The 14,851-nt window shown below is 72.8% G+C and carries 9 protein-coding genes; 4 read left to right on the plus strand and 5 right to left on the minus strand.

Features of this window, described 5'->3' with window-relative positions; all coding sequences use genetic code 11:
• Positions 1-11 precede the first annotated feature (11 nt).
• Complete coding sequence (locus ACFFRH_RS19005; protein WP_386158231.1) at positions 12-1,457, minus strand: S8/S53 family peptidase; 1,446 nt, start codon at positions 1,455-1,457, stop codon at positions 12-14.
• Positions 1,458-1,640: 183 nt separating this feature from the next.
• Between ACFFRH_RS19005 and ACFFRH_RS19010 the strand changes: the two genes are divergently transcribed.
• The gene (locus ACFFRH_RS19010) at positions 1,641-4,286 is read left to right on the plus strand and encodes a CHAT domain-containing protein (protein ID WP_386158233.1); all 2,646 of its coding nucleotides are present in this window, start codon (positions 1,641-1,643) and stop codon (positions 4,284-4,286) included.
• Positions 4,287-4,557: 271 nt separating this feature from the next.
• Here ACFFRH_RS19010 and ACFFRH_RS19015 read toward each other — a convergent pair whose 3' ends face one another.
• Positions 4,558-6,963, minus strand: a complete 2,406-nt coding sequence (locus ACFFRH_RS19015) for a helix-turn-helix transcriptional regulator (RefSeq protein WP_386158235.1) — start codon at positions 6,961-6,963, stop codon at positions 4,558-4,560.
• Between the two features lie 165 nt (positions 6,964-7,128).
• On the opposite strand from ACFFRH_RS19015, the gene ACFFRH_RS19020 reads away from it, so the two are divergent.
• The 3 genes from ACFFRH_RS19020 to ACFFRH_RS19030 all read left to right on the plus strand — a co-directional run bounded on the left by ACFFRH_RS19020 (position 7,129) and on the right by ACFFRH_RS19030 (position 10,631).
• A complete protein-coding gene (locus tag ACFFRH_RS19020) occupies positions 7,129-8,187 on the plus strand; it encodes a M12 family metallopeptidase (protein ID WP_344743453.1) in 1,059 nt (352 codons plus the stop codon).
• A gap of 87 nt (positions 8,188-8,274) precedes the next feature.
• Entirely contained in the window at positions 8,275-8,721 is a 447-nt protein-coding gene (locus ACFFRH_RS19025) for a VOC family protein (protein WP_344743455.1), read from the plus strand.
• 653 nt (positions 8,722-9,374) lie between these two features.
• Positions 9,375-10,631: an RNA-guided endonuclease InsQ/TnpB family protein gene (locus ACFFRH_RS19030; protein WP_344743456.1), complete on the plus strand. Its 1,257-nt coding sequence runs from the start codon at positions 9,375-9,377 to the stop codon at positions 10,629-10,631.
• 28 nt (positions 10,632-10,659) lie between these two features.
• Here the strand turns inward: ACFFRH_RS19030 and ACFFRH_RS19035 are convergent, their stop codons facing one another.
• From ACFFRH_RS19035 to ACFFRH_RS19045, 3 genes are all read right to left on the minus strand, one after another.
• Complete coding sequence (locus tag ACFFRH_RS19035) at positions 10,660-12,144, minus strand: glycoside hydrolase family 130 protein (protein ID WP_344743458.1); 1,485 nt, start codon at positions 12,142-12,144, stop codon at positions 10,660-10,662.
• Positions 12,145-12,513: 369 nt separating this feature from the next.
• The gene (locus tag ACFFRH_RS19040) at positions 12,514-13,578 is read right to left on the minus strand and encodes a glycosyltransferase (RefSeq protein WP_344743459.1); all 1,065 of its coding nucleotides are present in this window, start codon (positions 13,576-13,578) and stop codon (positions 12,514-12,516) included.
• The gene (locus tag ACFFRH_RS19045; RefSeq protein ID WP_344743460.1) at positions 13,575-14,714 is read right to left on the minus strand and encodes a glycosyltransferase; all 1,140 of its coding nucleotides are present in this window, start codon (positions 14,712-14,714) and stop codon (positions 13,575-13,577) included. The genes ACFFRH_RS19040 and ACFFRH_RS19045 overlap by 4 nt, the downstream gene beginning before the upstream one ends.
• Between the last annotated feature and the right edge of the window lie 137 nt (positions 14,715-14,851).

Genomic DNA, 14,851 nt, shown 5'->3' on the forward strand with positions numbered 1-14,851 from the left:
CGCAGTGGTTTTCAGGGCGTGGCCGGAACACTTTGCACGCTCGCCGGCGTCCAGGTGGAGGGGATGAGGGCCGGGACGGGGACGCGCTGTATGCCGACGGAGGTCTCGTTCAGAAGCCTTCTGGCGGCGTCCCGGGAACCGGTCCCCCTGTTCCGCATCATGTAGTTGGCGATCATGCCGACCACCAGGGGCGTGGCGAAGGAGGTGCCGCTCCACTCCGCCAGGCCGTCGAACACGACGCGCTCGCGGACGGCGGTCGGCGACCCCTTCATCTTCTCGGTGAGCTCGCCCCGGTGCGGGGGGAACTGGCAGGTGCAGTCGTAGTGCTGGCCGTAACGGCAGTGGTCGAAGGTGGAGTGCTGGTAGTCGTACGCCGCCGGAGTGGGGTCCACCGCGGTGAAGGCGTTCACCAGGCGCTCGCCGGGCGCGTACGTCGTCACCCACGGCCCATAGTTGCTGAAGCAGGCGCGATCCGCGCCGTCCCTCCTCAGCGCCCCCACCGACACGACGGCACCGGCGTAGTCGGAGTGGTCGGCGTAGGCGGCGGGCCAGAACCTCACGTCGTTGCCGTTGTTCCCCGCGGCCGCCACGAGCAGCGTCTCGGGGTGGTCCAGCAGCGCCTTCATGAAGCGTTCGAGCCCCAGGAGCGTCTGCGAGTCCGTGCTCGGCGTCCCCGCGGACAGGCTGATGATGTCGGGCCACCGTTCCGCCGGCAGCATCCCGCCGAGCAGCTTGTCGCCCAGGTCCTTCTCACAGATGGCGCCCGCGTTGACGAGCGTCCCGTGCACCATGACGTCGGTGCCGGGCGCGACGACGCTGACCAGCCCGGCGATGAAGGTACCGTGCCCGACGTACTGCTTGAGGATGCCCTCCTTGTCGAGCTCCACCTCCTTGCCCACGCCCTCGACGCGGTGCATCCACGGGTGCGACTTGTAGTTCTCCACCAGCCCGGTGTCGACCACGAGGACGGACACCGGCACGTCCGGTTCGCCGGAGAACTCGGCCACCGACGGGTTGGGCGGCTCGCACCGCGACACCGGCACCGGCTCGTCGCCGGGGCAGCAGTTCACCGCGATGGACACGATGTGGTTCCTGGACACCATGCGACGGCGGTTGTCACGCTCCAGGTCCTCCACGGCCTTCAGCGCGTCCGACACGTCCTTGTCGCCGGAGCGCTCCCTCCTGTCCGGTTCGCCGACCCGGATCCTGAACACGCCACCCGGGTTGTCGTCCCGTTCCACCCTCACGTTCTCGGCGTGGTCGTCGCCGCGATCCCGGGCGAAGGCCTCCCTGACCACCGAGGCGACCTCGTCGGCGTCCTCCGCGCGGGCGAGGACGTAGCCCTTCTGGTACAGGAACATCCGTTCCTCGCCCTCGAAGCCCGCCGCGAGCACGACGTCGTCCCCCATGGCGTCCTGGATCTGGTCGAACTGTTCCTGGAACCTGTCTGGTGCCATATCCGCCGTCCTTGTCTCAGAGGTGTCCTGACGTCGCCACGGGTTAAGAGTCGCCGGCTGCCTCACTGATACACCCCCCGGGCGGGTTCCGTGGCGAGAACGGGAGGCCGGAGCCGGACGGGGGCGTCCTCGGAGGGCTCCGCGGCATGGACGCCCTGAACACACCACGTCTAACATCGATCCGTGACCGGGGGAAGCTCGCGGATCCCGCCGCCCGCGGGAGACCCGCTCTCCCTGCTGCCCCTGGTGTTCGCCCGCCCGGCGGACGCGCTGGCCGGAGCGCGGGCCGTGCTGTCGGGGCCGCCGGGGCTGCCGGGCGCCCCCTCCCCGCACGACGCCTCCGTCGCCCACCAGGTGATCGGCATCTGGCACCGTGACTTCGGCGACCTCATGGTGGCGATCGGCCATCTCAGGAAGGCCCGTGCCCTCGCCGCCAGGTCCGGTTCCCCCAACCGCGAGGCCGACGTGCTGGCCACCCTGGGAGCCGCCCTCATCCACGCGGGCCGTACCAGACAGGGGATGGCGGCCATGGAGGCGGCCGTCGAGAGGGGCAGTGGGGTCACCGGCGCCCGCGTGCTGTTCCGCCGGGGCTACGCCTGGTGGGTCCTCGGCGGGCACCGCGAGGCGCTCGACGACCTGCGGCGGGCCATCCCCACCCTGCGCCGCGCCCAGGACACGATCTGGACCGCGCGAGCGCTCACGCTCAGGGCGACCGTCCACCTGGCCATGGGGTCCGTCGAACGGGCCGAGGCCGACTTCGTCGCCGCCGAGCAGCTGTGGGAGACCACCGACCAGGAGCACGACAAGGCCGACGCCGTGGAGAGCCGCGGGCTGGCGGCGTTCAGGTCGGGCGACCTCCCCGCCGCGCTGCGTCTCTTCGACGAGGCCGCGAGCCGCTACGAGGCCCTCGGCACTCCCATGTTCGTGCTGCACATCCGGCGCTGCGGGGTGCTCCTGGCGGCCGGGCTGGCGCGCGAGGCGCTGGAGGAGGCCGACGCCGCCACGGAACAGCTGAACCGCATGGGAGGGCAGACGACCCGCAGCGCCGAACTCCTCCTGATCGCCGCGCGGGCCGCGATCGCGGCGGGGGAGCCGGAAGCGGCGATCGCCCGCGCGAGCACGGCCATCCGGCTGTTCTCCAGCCAGCGCCGCGACTGGTGGCAGGCCCACGCCCGGCTGGTGCTCGTCCAGGCCAGGTTCGCGGCGGGAAAGGTCTCCGGCCGCTCGGTGCGCGACGCCGCCGAGGTCGCGGTACGGCTGGCGGAGCTGCGCTCCCCCGAGGCGGTCCAGGCCTCGCTGCTGGCCGGGCGCACCGCCCTCGCCCTGGGCTGGGAGGCCGACGCGGAACGGCACCTCGCCGCCGCGGCCAGGACCAGGCGACGCGGACCCGCGTTCGCCCGCGTGGACGGCTGGGTGGCGCAGGCGCTCAGGGCCGCCGCGGCGGGACGCACGCGCGGCGTGCTGGACGCCTGCCGCAGGGGGCTCGACCTGCTGGACGAGCACCGGATGACGCTGGGCGCCTCGGAGCTGCGGGCGCGGGCCAGCGCGCAGGGGGCGGAGCTGGCCGTGCTCGCGCAGCGGGCGACCCTCTCCGGGGGGAGCCCCCGCCGGTTCCTCGGCTGGAGCGAGCGCTGGCGGGCCACCGTGCTCGCGGTCCCGCCGACCAGGCCCCCGGACGACCCCGAGCTGCTGCGCGACGTGACGGCCTTCCGCGAGATCAGCAGCCGGGTCGAGACGGCGAGGCCGGGAGGCGTGCCGGTCCCCGCGCTGGAACGCGAGCAGCGGCGGCTGGAGAAGGAGATCAGGGCCCGGACGCTCCGCACCCGCAGCGCGGGCGGCTTCGACGGGCACCGCTTCGACGCGGGCCCCCTGCTCGACGGGCTCGGCGACGGGTGGCTGATCGAGATCGTCGCCGTCGACGGCGAGCTGCACGTCCTGCTCTGCGGCCGGGGCCGGGTGCGCAGGTTCGCCGCGGGACGGCTGGCCGACGCGGCGATCGACGCCGACCACGCCCGCGCGGGTCTCAGACGGATCGCGTACGGGGGCTCGGAGGGCCGGTTGCCCGTCCTCGAAGCGGGTGGGCGCCGCCTCCAGGAGACGCTGCTCGGCCCCGCCGTGCGCCACCTCGGGGACGGGCCCGTGGTCGTCGTGCCGCCGGGCAGGCTGCACGGTGTCCCCTGGGCGCTGCTTCCGGCGCTGGGCGAGCGGGTGCTGAGCGTGTCGCCGTCCGCCAGCGCCTGGCTCCGCGCCCGGCGGATCGAGCCGTCGACGTCGGACGAGCGGGTCGTGCTGGTCAGGGGGCCGGGGCTGGCGACGGGCGGCGCCGAGGTCCCGCTGCTGGCCGCGCGCTACGGGGAGGCGACCGTGCTGGGCTCCGGCACCGCGGTCGCCCCGGCCGTGCTCGCGGCACTCGACGGCAGCAGGCTCGCCCACATCGCCGCGCACGGCACCTTCCGCTCCGACAGCCCGATGTTCTCCTCCCTGAGGATGGACGACGGCCCGCTCACGGTGCACGACTTCGAACGGCTGCACAGCGCCCCGTACCGGATCGTCCTGTCCAGCTGCGACTCCGGCAGGCTGCAGCCGGTCGGCGCGAACGAGCTGCTCGGCCTCGCCGCGGCGCTGCTGCCGCTGGGCACGGCCGGGATCGTGGCGAGCTCGGTGCCCGTCGACGACGAGGCGGTGGTGCCGCTGATGCTCGCCCTGCACGAGGGGCTGCGGCGCGGCCTGAGCATGGCCGAGGCCCTGCGCGACGCCAGGCTGGCGATGCCCGGCGACGCCCTCAACCGGGCGACCGGCTGGTCCTTCTCCGCCATCGGCGGAGCCTGACGCCTGTGACCGGGCGAGGTCCGGCGCTTCCGGCGGGGCTGAGCCTGCCTGGTCCGGGGCGGCCCGGGGCGGTCCAGGGCGGTCCGGTGCTCCTGGCACGGCGGAGCCCCGCCTCCTGGCCGGGTGGGGTCCGGCACCCGGCCAGGACGGTCCGCCCGGTCCGCCCGGTCCGCCTGGTCCGCCTGGTCCGCCTGGTCCGCACGGGCCGCCCGGTCCGCACGGGCCGCCCGGTCCGCACGGGCCGCCCGGTCCGCGCGGCCGGGCCGTCGTGTCAGCCGACGGTGAAGAGCCTTCCCAGACCGGCGCGGTCGCTGCTGCCGAGCCGCGCGTAGGCGTCGCACAGGTGGTTGGCCACCGTACGGATCGACACGGTGAGCTGCTCGGCGATCTGCCGGTTGGTCAGGCCCGCCGCGGCGAGGCTGACGATCTGCCGCTGGCGTGCGGTGAGTCTCGGCAGCGCGAGGTTGACGAGGGCGGAGCTGCGCGCCCCCTGGCAGGCGCCCGCCAGCGCGGAGGCCCGGTTCCTGGAGGACTGCGAGGCGCGCCGGTCCTCGTGGACGAGGGCCGCGTGCGCGAACGCCTCCGCCGCGTGCAGCATCAGGCCGAGGTCGGCGAGACCCCGCGCCACCTGGTCCAGGGCCTCACCGTCGCGCCCGGCCAGCGCTCGGGCGTGCCGCGCCAGCAGGGGGGCGAGGTCTCCCTCCGCGCGGTCGGCCAGCTCCCCGAGCCGGCCGACGACCAGCTCGGGGGTCCCGAGCCGCACCACGTCGTGCAGGGCGAACAGGTCGTCGTCGCGCGGGTCGTCTCCGGCGGCGCGCAGCGCGGAGCGCAGGGCCCCGTCGAGGTCTCCCTCGGCGGCGAGCGTCCAGGTCCGTGCCCGCTCGGCGGCGAGGTCCCACGACCTCGCGTCCCCCGCGGATTCCGGTGGTGTGGAGGATGCCGGGGGCCGGGGCCGGGCGGTGGGTCGTACGCGTGCCCGCGCGTCACCGCCGGCGGCCGGGCCGCGCGACAGGGCCTGCCGCGCCGTCGTCAGGTCGCCGAGGTAGGCGGAGGCGTGCGCGAGTTCGGCCAGGCAGGCGCGGTGGTGGGGGGAGCGGCGCAGCCCCTCGCGGCTCCAGGCGACGGCCTCGCGGGTCTCCCCGCGAAGCCGGGCGATCCGGGCGCGCCGCGCGCAGAACTCCGGCATCGCGGGCTCGTCCCAGCCGGTGTCGTCCTCGGCTATCCGCTCGCCGGTGCCGCGCGGTATCTCCGAGAGCCGCCCCGTGTACGCGCGGTCGGCCAGTTCCTCGCACTCGTCCGCCAGCGCCGTGGCCGTGACCGAGGCCCGTGAGAGCCGTGGCGTGCCGGACGGCCCGCCCGTTCCCGAGCGCTTCGCGGCGGCCCGGAGCACCGGGCCGTGCAGCGGGTGGGCGAGCCGGATCGAGAGCCGGTCGTCCACGACGACCAGCCCCTTCGTCCGCAGGCGTTCGAGGACGCCGAAGGCCGTCCCGGAGTCCGGAGTGCCTGAAGTATCCGGAGTATTCGAAGTGTCCAGTGTGTTCGGGGTACCCGCGGCACCCCGGTCCGGCGGCTCACCGGATGTGGCGCGTTCCAAAGGCGTGCCGGACGCGGTGGGGTCCGAAAGCCTGCGGGCCGCGGTGGGTCCCGAGGGCGTGCCGGGTGTGGGGGGTGCCGAGGGCGTGCCGGACGCGTTGGATGCCGGGGGAGCGGACATGACGGGTTGCGGGAGTTCGCCGGACATGACGAGTCTCAGCGGTCTGCCGGACGCGATGAGCTCCAGCGCCTCCCGTTCCTCCCCGTCGACGTCGCGGATCGTGTCCTCGACCAGTTCCCTGACGCGCGCCGTCATCGGGGGAGTGCCCCGCCAGGTCCACGTCCCCGACACGTTGCTCAGGTCCCCTCCGGCGTGGACGGCGACGACCAGCTCGCGCAGGAGACGGAGGTCACCGCGGCTCGCCCGGTGCAGGCGCCGGACGGTGAGAGTGTCCACGTAACCGCCCACCGCCCGGGACAGCAGTTCGCCACACTCGCCCTCCGTCATGGGGGCCAGCGTCACGCGTGGCAGGAGGTTCTCCTTCCAGAGCCTGGAGACGTCCTCCGGCACGGGCAGGCCCTCCCTGACCGTGACGAGCAGGCGGGTACGCCCCCTGAGCGCCAGGCGGTGGACGAGCGCGGCCGAGGAGTCGTCGAGGAGGTGGGCGTCGTCCACGACGAGCACGCGTATCCCGTCCAGCGCCTCGGCCGGGTCCGGCGGGCAGAGAAGTCCCGCGGGGCGCGGGGAGGATCCCGCGAGGGACGGGGAGAGGGGCGGGGAGCCGGGGTGCTTCGCGGAGTCCCGGGTGACGGGAAGCCCCGCGCGGCGCGAAGGACGGGAAAGGAGATGGGCGAAGGCGGCGAGCGGGGTGTCCAGGGTGTCCGGCGTTCCCGTGATCCACGCTTGCACCGGCCCTGTCACCGGCCCTGTCATCGACGTGGTCGCCGACGTGGTCGCCGGTCCGGTCACGGCTTCGATCACGGCCTCCAGAGCGGATACGGCCTCGGCGGCCAGGCGGCTCCTGCCGCTTCCCGCCGCGCCGGTCACGACGACGCCCCGGCGACCGGCCGCCAGGTTTCGCCGTGCGCGATCGAGTTCCTCAGTCCTGGCCGTGAACGGCCAGGGGGACCTTGGGTTTCTCACAGCGGTATGAGCCGGGCCGCCCGCCCGTGATACAGGGGGAATTGAGTAGGCCCCAACTCATGCGCGTCCGGGATTCCGTCCTCAGTCTCGTGGCATGTGGATCACGGTTTCCTCGTTCTCCTCCCCGTGCCCCCGGGCGAGGGCCGTCACGTCGCGGGGATCTCGATGAGGGCGGGCGACGGCGAGCGCGTCCGGCACTGCTCCCTCCCGCCGAACCCCGCCTACGCGCCGCCGGACGGGCTTGAGGGCAGGCGACGCGCGGCCCTGCTCTCGGGCCGGCGGGCGTGGCTGAACGGCACGGTCCTGCACTACTGCTTCCTGGACGAGCAGCGCGACGGCGGGCAGTGTGACGGCAGGCAGCGCGACGCCGTGCGCGGGGGTTTCCAGGAGTGGAAGGACCTCGGCATCGGGCTGGAGTTCGCCGAGGTCGCCGACCGTACCGAGGCGGAGGTGCGGATCGGGTTCCGGCGGGACGCCGGATCGTGGTCGGCCGTGGGACGCGACGCGCTCCGCGTCGGTACCGCCTCCCGCACGGTGAACTTCGGCTGGGATCTCACCGGGGTGTCCGGCCGGGGCACCGTGCTGCACCAGATCGGCCACGTCATCGGCATGGTCCACGAGCACCAGAGCCCGTACGCGGGCATCCTGTGGGACGAGGAGGCCGTCTACGAGGACTTCGCGGGGCCGCCGAACCTCTGGCCGAGGTCGCGGACGTTCCACAACGTCATCCGCAGGCTCGACGAGAGCGAGGCGAACGGTCCCGTATGGGATCCGCTGTCCGTCATGGGATACCGGTTCGGGCCGGGACTCATCCTGGAACCGTCGTGTCACCGGGCGGGGATCGTGCCGCCGGGCACCGTCTCCGAGCCCGACGCCGCGTTCGCCCGCCGCTGGTACCCGCCCCCGGGCGCCGGGCCGCCGCCCGAGCTGCGGCCCTTCCGGTCCGCCCCGCTCGGCACCGGGGCGGGGGAGCAGCGCGACTTCGTGATCGCACCTCGTGCCACCCGTGACTACACCGTCGGTGTCTTCGGCGAGTGTGACACGGTGCTGGTTTTGTTCGAGGAGGTCGGCGGTGACCCGCGCTATCTGGCGGGCGACGACGACGGCGGGCGCCCGCGCAACGCCTCCCTCCGCGTCCACCTGCTCAGGGGCCGTCGCTACGTCCTCCGCGTGCGTGTCCACTCCTGCTGGGGCCCCGGCCAGGCGGCCGTCATGTACTGGTGAGCGCCGGGTTCCGGGAACTGTCGTACGCGTGGTGCAGGATCGTCGGCGCCGGTGCCGTGCCGGTGAGGTGGCGATACGGAGACGATCATGGCGATCAGGTTTCAGGTGACCTTCGACTGCGCCGACCCCGACCGGCTGGCGCGGTTCTGGGCCGGGGCGCTGCACTACCGGCTGGAGGAGGCCCCCGAGGGGTTCGAGAGCTGGAACGACTACTGGCGTGCAGCCGGGCTGCCGGAGGAGGAGCTCTTCGACGGCTACGACTCCGTCGTCGACCCCGACGGTGTCGGGCCCCGGCTGTGGTTCCAGAAGGTGCCCGAGGGCAAGGTGGCCAAGAACCGCCTCCACCTCGACCTGCGCGCCAACGAGGACCGCGAGGCGCCCGCGGCGGTTCGCAGGGAGCGGGTCGACGCCGAGGTCGCCCGGCTGACGGCGCTGGGCGCCACCGTGGCGAATGTGCTGACGGTGGAGGGAAACGACGACTTCTACGGGGTGACGATGCTCGACCCCGAGGAGAACGAGTTCTGCGTCAGTTAGGTCTCCGGTAGATGTCCGGCGTTCACGCAACTCGTCATCTCCGGAGCGGGGAAGGCGGGCCGTGTTCGCGCTTCCTGGTGGGGGTGGGCGTCATGAGGGCGAAGGCGGAGAAGGCGGCGAACTCCACGGAATCGCGTGACGTTCACCGGACCCTGTGACATTCACGAGGTCGTGTGACCAAGAGTGATCAATGGTGACTGGGGGCACGAACGGCATTCCGCCGGATCTCGCCTTTCGCGGGTGTCTCGTCCGCCTCGAAGCCGTGCCGCCGTAGCGAGTGAAAAGGTCTTAAAGCGCCGTCTGGAGGTCGTTTCGGTCACCTGCGTCACCAAGCCCGCCTCGACCAGGCGTTTGACCGAACTCGAAGGGCGCAAGTCTCGGCCCTCAGGCCAGGGTTGGCCCGAACGGGCGTGACCGCTAGGGCGCGAGCGTGTCCTGATCCGCCGGGTGTCGCTGCTCGGCCCACCAGGCGTAGGGCACCAGGACAGCGTGGACTTCACCGTACTTCTCCACGATGGTGTGTTCGCCATCGTGGCGTGCGGCATCGACTCGGCGGCCAAGATGGTCCCGGAGTTCTCGAACACTCATACATTCAATCATGATTCTCCACGGTACCATTAGAGATCATAGAGTTTTCGTGAAGAAGGTGTTTCGTGCTGACCGGGCGCCGTTATCGGGTGGAGTTCACGCCCGAGCAGGTCGAGTTCGCCGAACAGGTCGGCGGCATCTGTCGGTCGGTGTGGAACACCGCGCTGGAACAGCGCCGCGCCTACCGCGAGCGCGGCGCGTTCATCGGGTACGCCGAGCAGTGCAAGCAGCTAGCCGACGCCAAACAAGATTTCAGCTGGCTCACGAACGCGCCGTCGCACTGCCTGCAACAGACCCTCAAAGACTTGGACCAGGCGGTCAAGACCCACGGGACATGGAAGGTCCGGTGGCGGTCGCAACGCAAGTGGTCACCGTCGTTCCGTTTCCCGGATGCCAAGCAGATCGTCGTGGAACGGGTCGGTCGCCGCTGGGGCCGGGTGAAGGTACCTAAGTTCGGATGGGTGCGGTTTCGCTGGTCGCGTCCGCTCGGCGGCGTCCTACGCTCAGCCACGATTGTCCGTGACGGTAGGCACTGGTTCATGTCGTTCCTCGTTGAGGACGGACAGGCCACCCCCGAGACGCATCCAGGCCCTGCTGTGGGGATCGACCGGGGAGTGGTAGTCGCCCTCACCACGAGCGACGGGGATTTCCATAACCGGCCGTTCATCACTGGCGGCGAGGCGCAGCGGCATCGCCGCCTTCAGCAGCAACTCGCCCGAACCCGCGAGGGCAGCAACCGGCGCAAGCGCGTGGTGGCCAAGCTGGGCACGGTCATGCGACGGGTTCGGTTGCGCCGCGCGGACTTCAACGCTCGGACCGCCGCGACGCTCACCAGCCGGTACGGCACGGTCGTGCTGGAAGACCTCGCGACAAAGAACATGACGGCCAGTGCGAAAGGTACCGTTGAGCAACCCGGCTCGCGGGTCGCTCAGAAGTCCGGCCTCAATAAGGCGATCTTGGATAAGGGCTGGTACGGACTCGAACTCGCCGTGAACAACGCGGCCCGGTATACCGGCAGCAAGGTGATCAAGGTCTCGGCGATGTACACGTCTCAGACGTGCTCGGCGTGCAGGGTGGTGGATGCGGCATCGCGTGAGAGCCAAGCGCGGTTCGCCTGCACCTCCTGCGGTCATGTCGAGCACGCCGATGTGAACGCCGCCAAGAACATCAAGGCCGCCGGGCAGGCGGTCTCAGGACGTGGAGACCTCGCCGTTGGGCGGTCTGTGAAGCGTCTACCACCCCGGCCACGAGCACGGCAGCATGCCGCGCCGGCGGTACGGGGAATCCCGGTCCTTCAGGGCCGGGAGGAAGTCAAGTGGTAGTAGACCCGCTGCGGGGGAGATGTGCCGTTCACCTGTTTTCCGTGAGCGGTCGCATCGCCCCCAGAAGGACGTCGAGGGTCACGCGGGCGAATCCGATCCGGGCGTCGCTCGCCCCGTACGGCAGCCACAGGGCGCCCGCGTGCAGCAGGCCACCGCAGGAGTAGACGACGTTGGGCACGTACCCCTCGCGCTCGGTGTCGCCGGGGGTGAGGAGCGTGCCCGGCAGCTCGGCGACGACGCGCTGCGGCTCGTCCAGGTCGAGCAGCAGCGCGCCGATGGCGTAGCGGCGCATCGGGCCGACGCCGTGGGTCAGGACGAGCCAGCCGGACCCGGTCTCCAGGGGGGATCCGCAGTTGCCGACCTGGATCAGCTCCCAGCCGCTGCGGGGGGTGTGGAGCTGCACCGGGCGCTGCCACCTGCTGTCCTCCCCGAGAGAGGTCAGGCCGAGGGTCTCGCCGTCGGAGCGGCACAGCGCGAGCAGGCGCCCGCCCACCGGACGCGGGAACAGCGCCATCCCCTTGTTGGTGGCGGCGGGCCCGCGCAGCGGGGTGATCTCGAAGGTGCGCAGGTCGTCGCTGGCGAGCATGCGCGAGCGGATGTGCCGCCCGTCGTAGGCGGTGTAGGTGGCGCGGTACGAAGGCGTGCCGTCCTCACCGATGATCCTCACGAAACGGGCGTCCTCCATCCCGTTGCTCTCGGCCGAGGTGGCGGGCCAGAGCACCCGCCGCTCGATCGGGACGTCGGCGGGGAAGGTCACGGCGTAGTCGGCGGTGGTCGCCCGGCGCAGCTCCTCCACGGTGGTGTGCGTGGTGGTGCGGGTGAGCAGGTCGGTGGGGAGACGGGCGATCGCCTGCTCGAAGTCCTCGTCGTCGAAGAGCTCGGGCAGCGAGCCCAGCACGGTCGCGGAGACCTCGTCGTCCCGGTCCTCGTCGGTGAGGGCGGCGGCGAGCAGGTCACGCCGGTGGGGGACGGCGTGCCGGGGACCGGCGGTCAGCGGTCCCGAGCGGTCGGCGACGACGAGCTCGTCACCGGGGCCGAGCACCGCCGTGGCGAAGCCGATGGACGATAGGTGGCCCTCGCCGATCTGCCGCGTGCTGATCACCGCGCGCAGCTGTCCCGGGCTCAGGCCGGACTGGTCGGGGTGGGCGACCATCGAGGGGTTGCACAGCGCGGCGCCCTCCACCGCGTACTCGTGGCTGAAGTAGGCGCCGACCAGCAGGCGGGCCGCCGGTCGCAGGTCGACATGGCTCGGGACCCGGTAGCGGACCAGGTCGTAGTGGTGCAGGAAGGTCGTCGCGAGGTCGTGGTGCCGGTCGCCGAACCCCCGGAGCGTCTCCTCGAGGAGCGCGGCGGTCTCGTCGTGGCCGAGAAGCGTGATGCGGTCGATCAGGGCGGCGGCCCGGCTGCGTGCCAGGGCGGCGTCCTCGCCGGGCACGAACAGCTTGATGATCACCCTTCGCGGGTCGGGGGCGAGGGTCTGGTCGAGCCTGGTGGCCAGGTCCCGGATGGTCATGGCACCTCGTCCGGGGATCTCGGGGCCGGGACACGGTCCCTGGCGGGGACAGGGGCCCTGGCCGGGGAGGCGGCCGGAAAGCCGCGTCTTTCGAGAAAAGCGTGCCTTTCTGGGAAAGCGTGCCTTTCGGGGGAGCCTCGCCTTCCGGGGGAGGTGGCCGGGACGCGGCACCGCCCGGGGGAGGTACCCGGAACCTCGCGCCCCGGGGGGAGGCCCGCCGGGACGCGGCGCTTTCCGGAGGACGCGGCCAGGACGCGGCGTCCTCCGGGGAGCGCGGTCGGGACGCGACACCGGACGAGGGCCGCGCCATATCCCGTCATGACACCCATGACATCACCCCGTCGGTCCCGTGACCAGGGCAGGATGCCCTCAGATGCCCTCACTCCGCTCGTTCACCAGGTGCCCGGAGTGCTGCAGGGTGGAGATGAGCGCGATCGTCGACTCCGCGCCCTGGTTCAGGTTGGGCCCGTACAGGGTCAGGCCGTCGTAGCCGCCGCCGGTCGCGGCGTCCCACATCGCCGTACCCCGGTCGTTGGCGCCCTGGAACCAGGCCGAGGCCCGCCGGACCCCCACCTGCCAAGAGGGGTCGCCGGTGACGGCCCCCGCCGTGGCGCAGGCGTCGGCGAGCGCGGCGACCTCGATCGGCTGCTGGTCGTAGCGGTCACGCGGCGCGTGCCGCCGCCAGCCGGCGACGGGCACGACCGACAGCCGCCCGTCCCTGGTCTGGATCTCGTGGAGCCAGGTCAGCATCCGCAGTCCGTCGGCGAGCATCGAGCCGTCGCCACCGAGGTGGCCCGCCGCGATGAGCACCTCGGCGAGGGCGGCGTTGGCGTACGTCAGCTCGGGCTGCGGCCATGGCCAGTCGGGGTCGGCCGGGGGGACGCCGACCGCGAGGGCGGCGTCCGCGAGCAGGGCCGCGGCCGGGGCGTTGTCCGGCAGGACGCGCAGGACCTCCGCCGCGCCGAGCCCGGCGAACGCCATGGCGCGCGGGTGCGTGGACCGCCGGGTGGCGCCGAGGGTGAAGGAGATCAGGGCCTCGTCGCGGATCCACGGGGCGGGGTTGCGGGCCGCCGCGGTGCCCAGGCCCCAAAGCGCCCGGCCCCACCAGTCGCCGAGGCCGGGTTCGTCGGTCCAGCGCCGGTCGTGGGAGAGCCGGTTGTGGAACGCGCCCGAGCCGTCCTGGGCGTGCGTGAGGAAGGCCAGGTAGCACTCCGCGAGCCGCCCCACCTCGGGGGACGGCTCCGGTTCGCGGCTGGTGACGACGAGCCCGCGGGCGACGTCGTCGGTGCAGTAGCCGTGCTGGCGGCGGACGACGGCGTGCCTGGCGTGCTCGAACAGGCCGGTGTCGTCGCTCAGCCGCTCCAGGTGCCGGAAGCCGGGGATGGCGGGGGCGACCGTGGGGGACGTGTGGGGGGCGGGGGTCGCGGAGGTCACGGCAGGGCCACCGCCACGGCCGCCGGGCGTCCGGTGAGCAGGCCCCGGGCGAGCTCCTCGTAGCGCGCCGCCACGGCGGGCCACAGCAGGGTCGGGACGAGGGCGTGGGTGCGGTTCCTCAGGTCCTCGGCCAGGCCGGGCTCGGTGAGGATCCGGCGTACGGCCGCGGCGAGCGCCACGGGGTCCTCGTGGGGTACGAGCAGGCCGGGCCCGCCGGTGAGCAGTTCCACGGCGTGCGGGAAGGACGTGGCGACGACCGGCACCCCGGCGGCCACGGCCTCGATCAGGACACCGGAGGTCACCTGCTCGTGCGAGTCGTACGGCAGCACGACCACGTCGGCCGAGCGGATCAGCCGGATCAGCGAGGCCTGGTCCCGGTAGACCGGGTCGTACCGTACGGAGGCGGCCACGCCGAGCCGCTCCCCCATCCGCCGCAGCCCGTCGCGGTAGGCCTCCCCGTGGTGTTCGAGCACCTTGGGGTGGGTCTTGCCCGCGACCGTGTACGTGGGCGAGGGAGAGAGGTCCCCCAGCAGGGCGAGCGCCCGCAACGCCCACTCGATGCCCTTGCCGGGGCCGATCAGCCCCCAGGTGAGCAGGTGCGGCCGCAGGCGGCGCTGGGCCGGGACGCGCATGTGGTCGGCGGCTCCGTGCGGGATGACGGACACCTTGTCCGCGTCGACGTGGTAGCCGGAGAGCAGCCGGTCGCGGGCGGTGCCGGTCATGGTGACCACCGCGCCCGCGGCCTCCACGATCTGCTCCAGCAGCCTTCGCTGCCGGGGTGTCGGCCGGGTCAGCACGGTGTGCAGGACCACGATGCTGGGCACCATGAGATGCCGCAGCAGCGGCAGGACGTCCTCGCCGTCCGCGCCGGGGTAGATGCCGTACTCGTGCTGGACCACCGCGACGTCGAACCGCTCCAGGGCGGAGGCCGCCGCCTTCCAGTTCTCGTGCCCGCCGGGGGCCCAGGTGTGCACGACCCCGGGGACGGGGCGCTCGTCGTCGGCGTCCGTGGTGACGCGGACGATCCCGCCGCGGGCGCCCCCCTCGGTCAGGTGGGTGGCCAGGGCGGAGTTGAAGGTCGCCAGCCCGCACTGTGTGGGCGGGTGGGTGCTGAGAAATCCGTATGTACAGGCCACTGCCAAGCCTTCCGGTCATCGGCCGCTCCGTCTCACGGACGCGGACCTCACGCGGTGAAGACGTCCATCGGCCAGCGTGGTGGCGGATGGAGCTGAAGCCTGACGCCGGGGGCCGTCCTCGTCGGGGCCCGGCTGCC

The sequence above is a fragment of the Streptosporangium vulgare genome (assembly GCF_042428775.1).
In the GTDB taxonomy this organism is placed as follows: Bacteria; Actinomycetota; Actinomycetes; order Streptosporangiales; family Streptosporangiaceae; genus Streptosporangium; species Streptosporangium vulgare.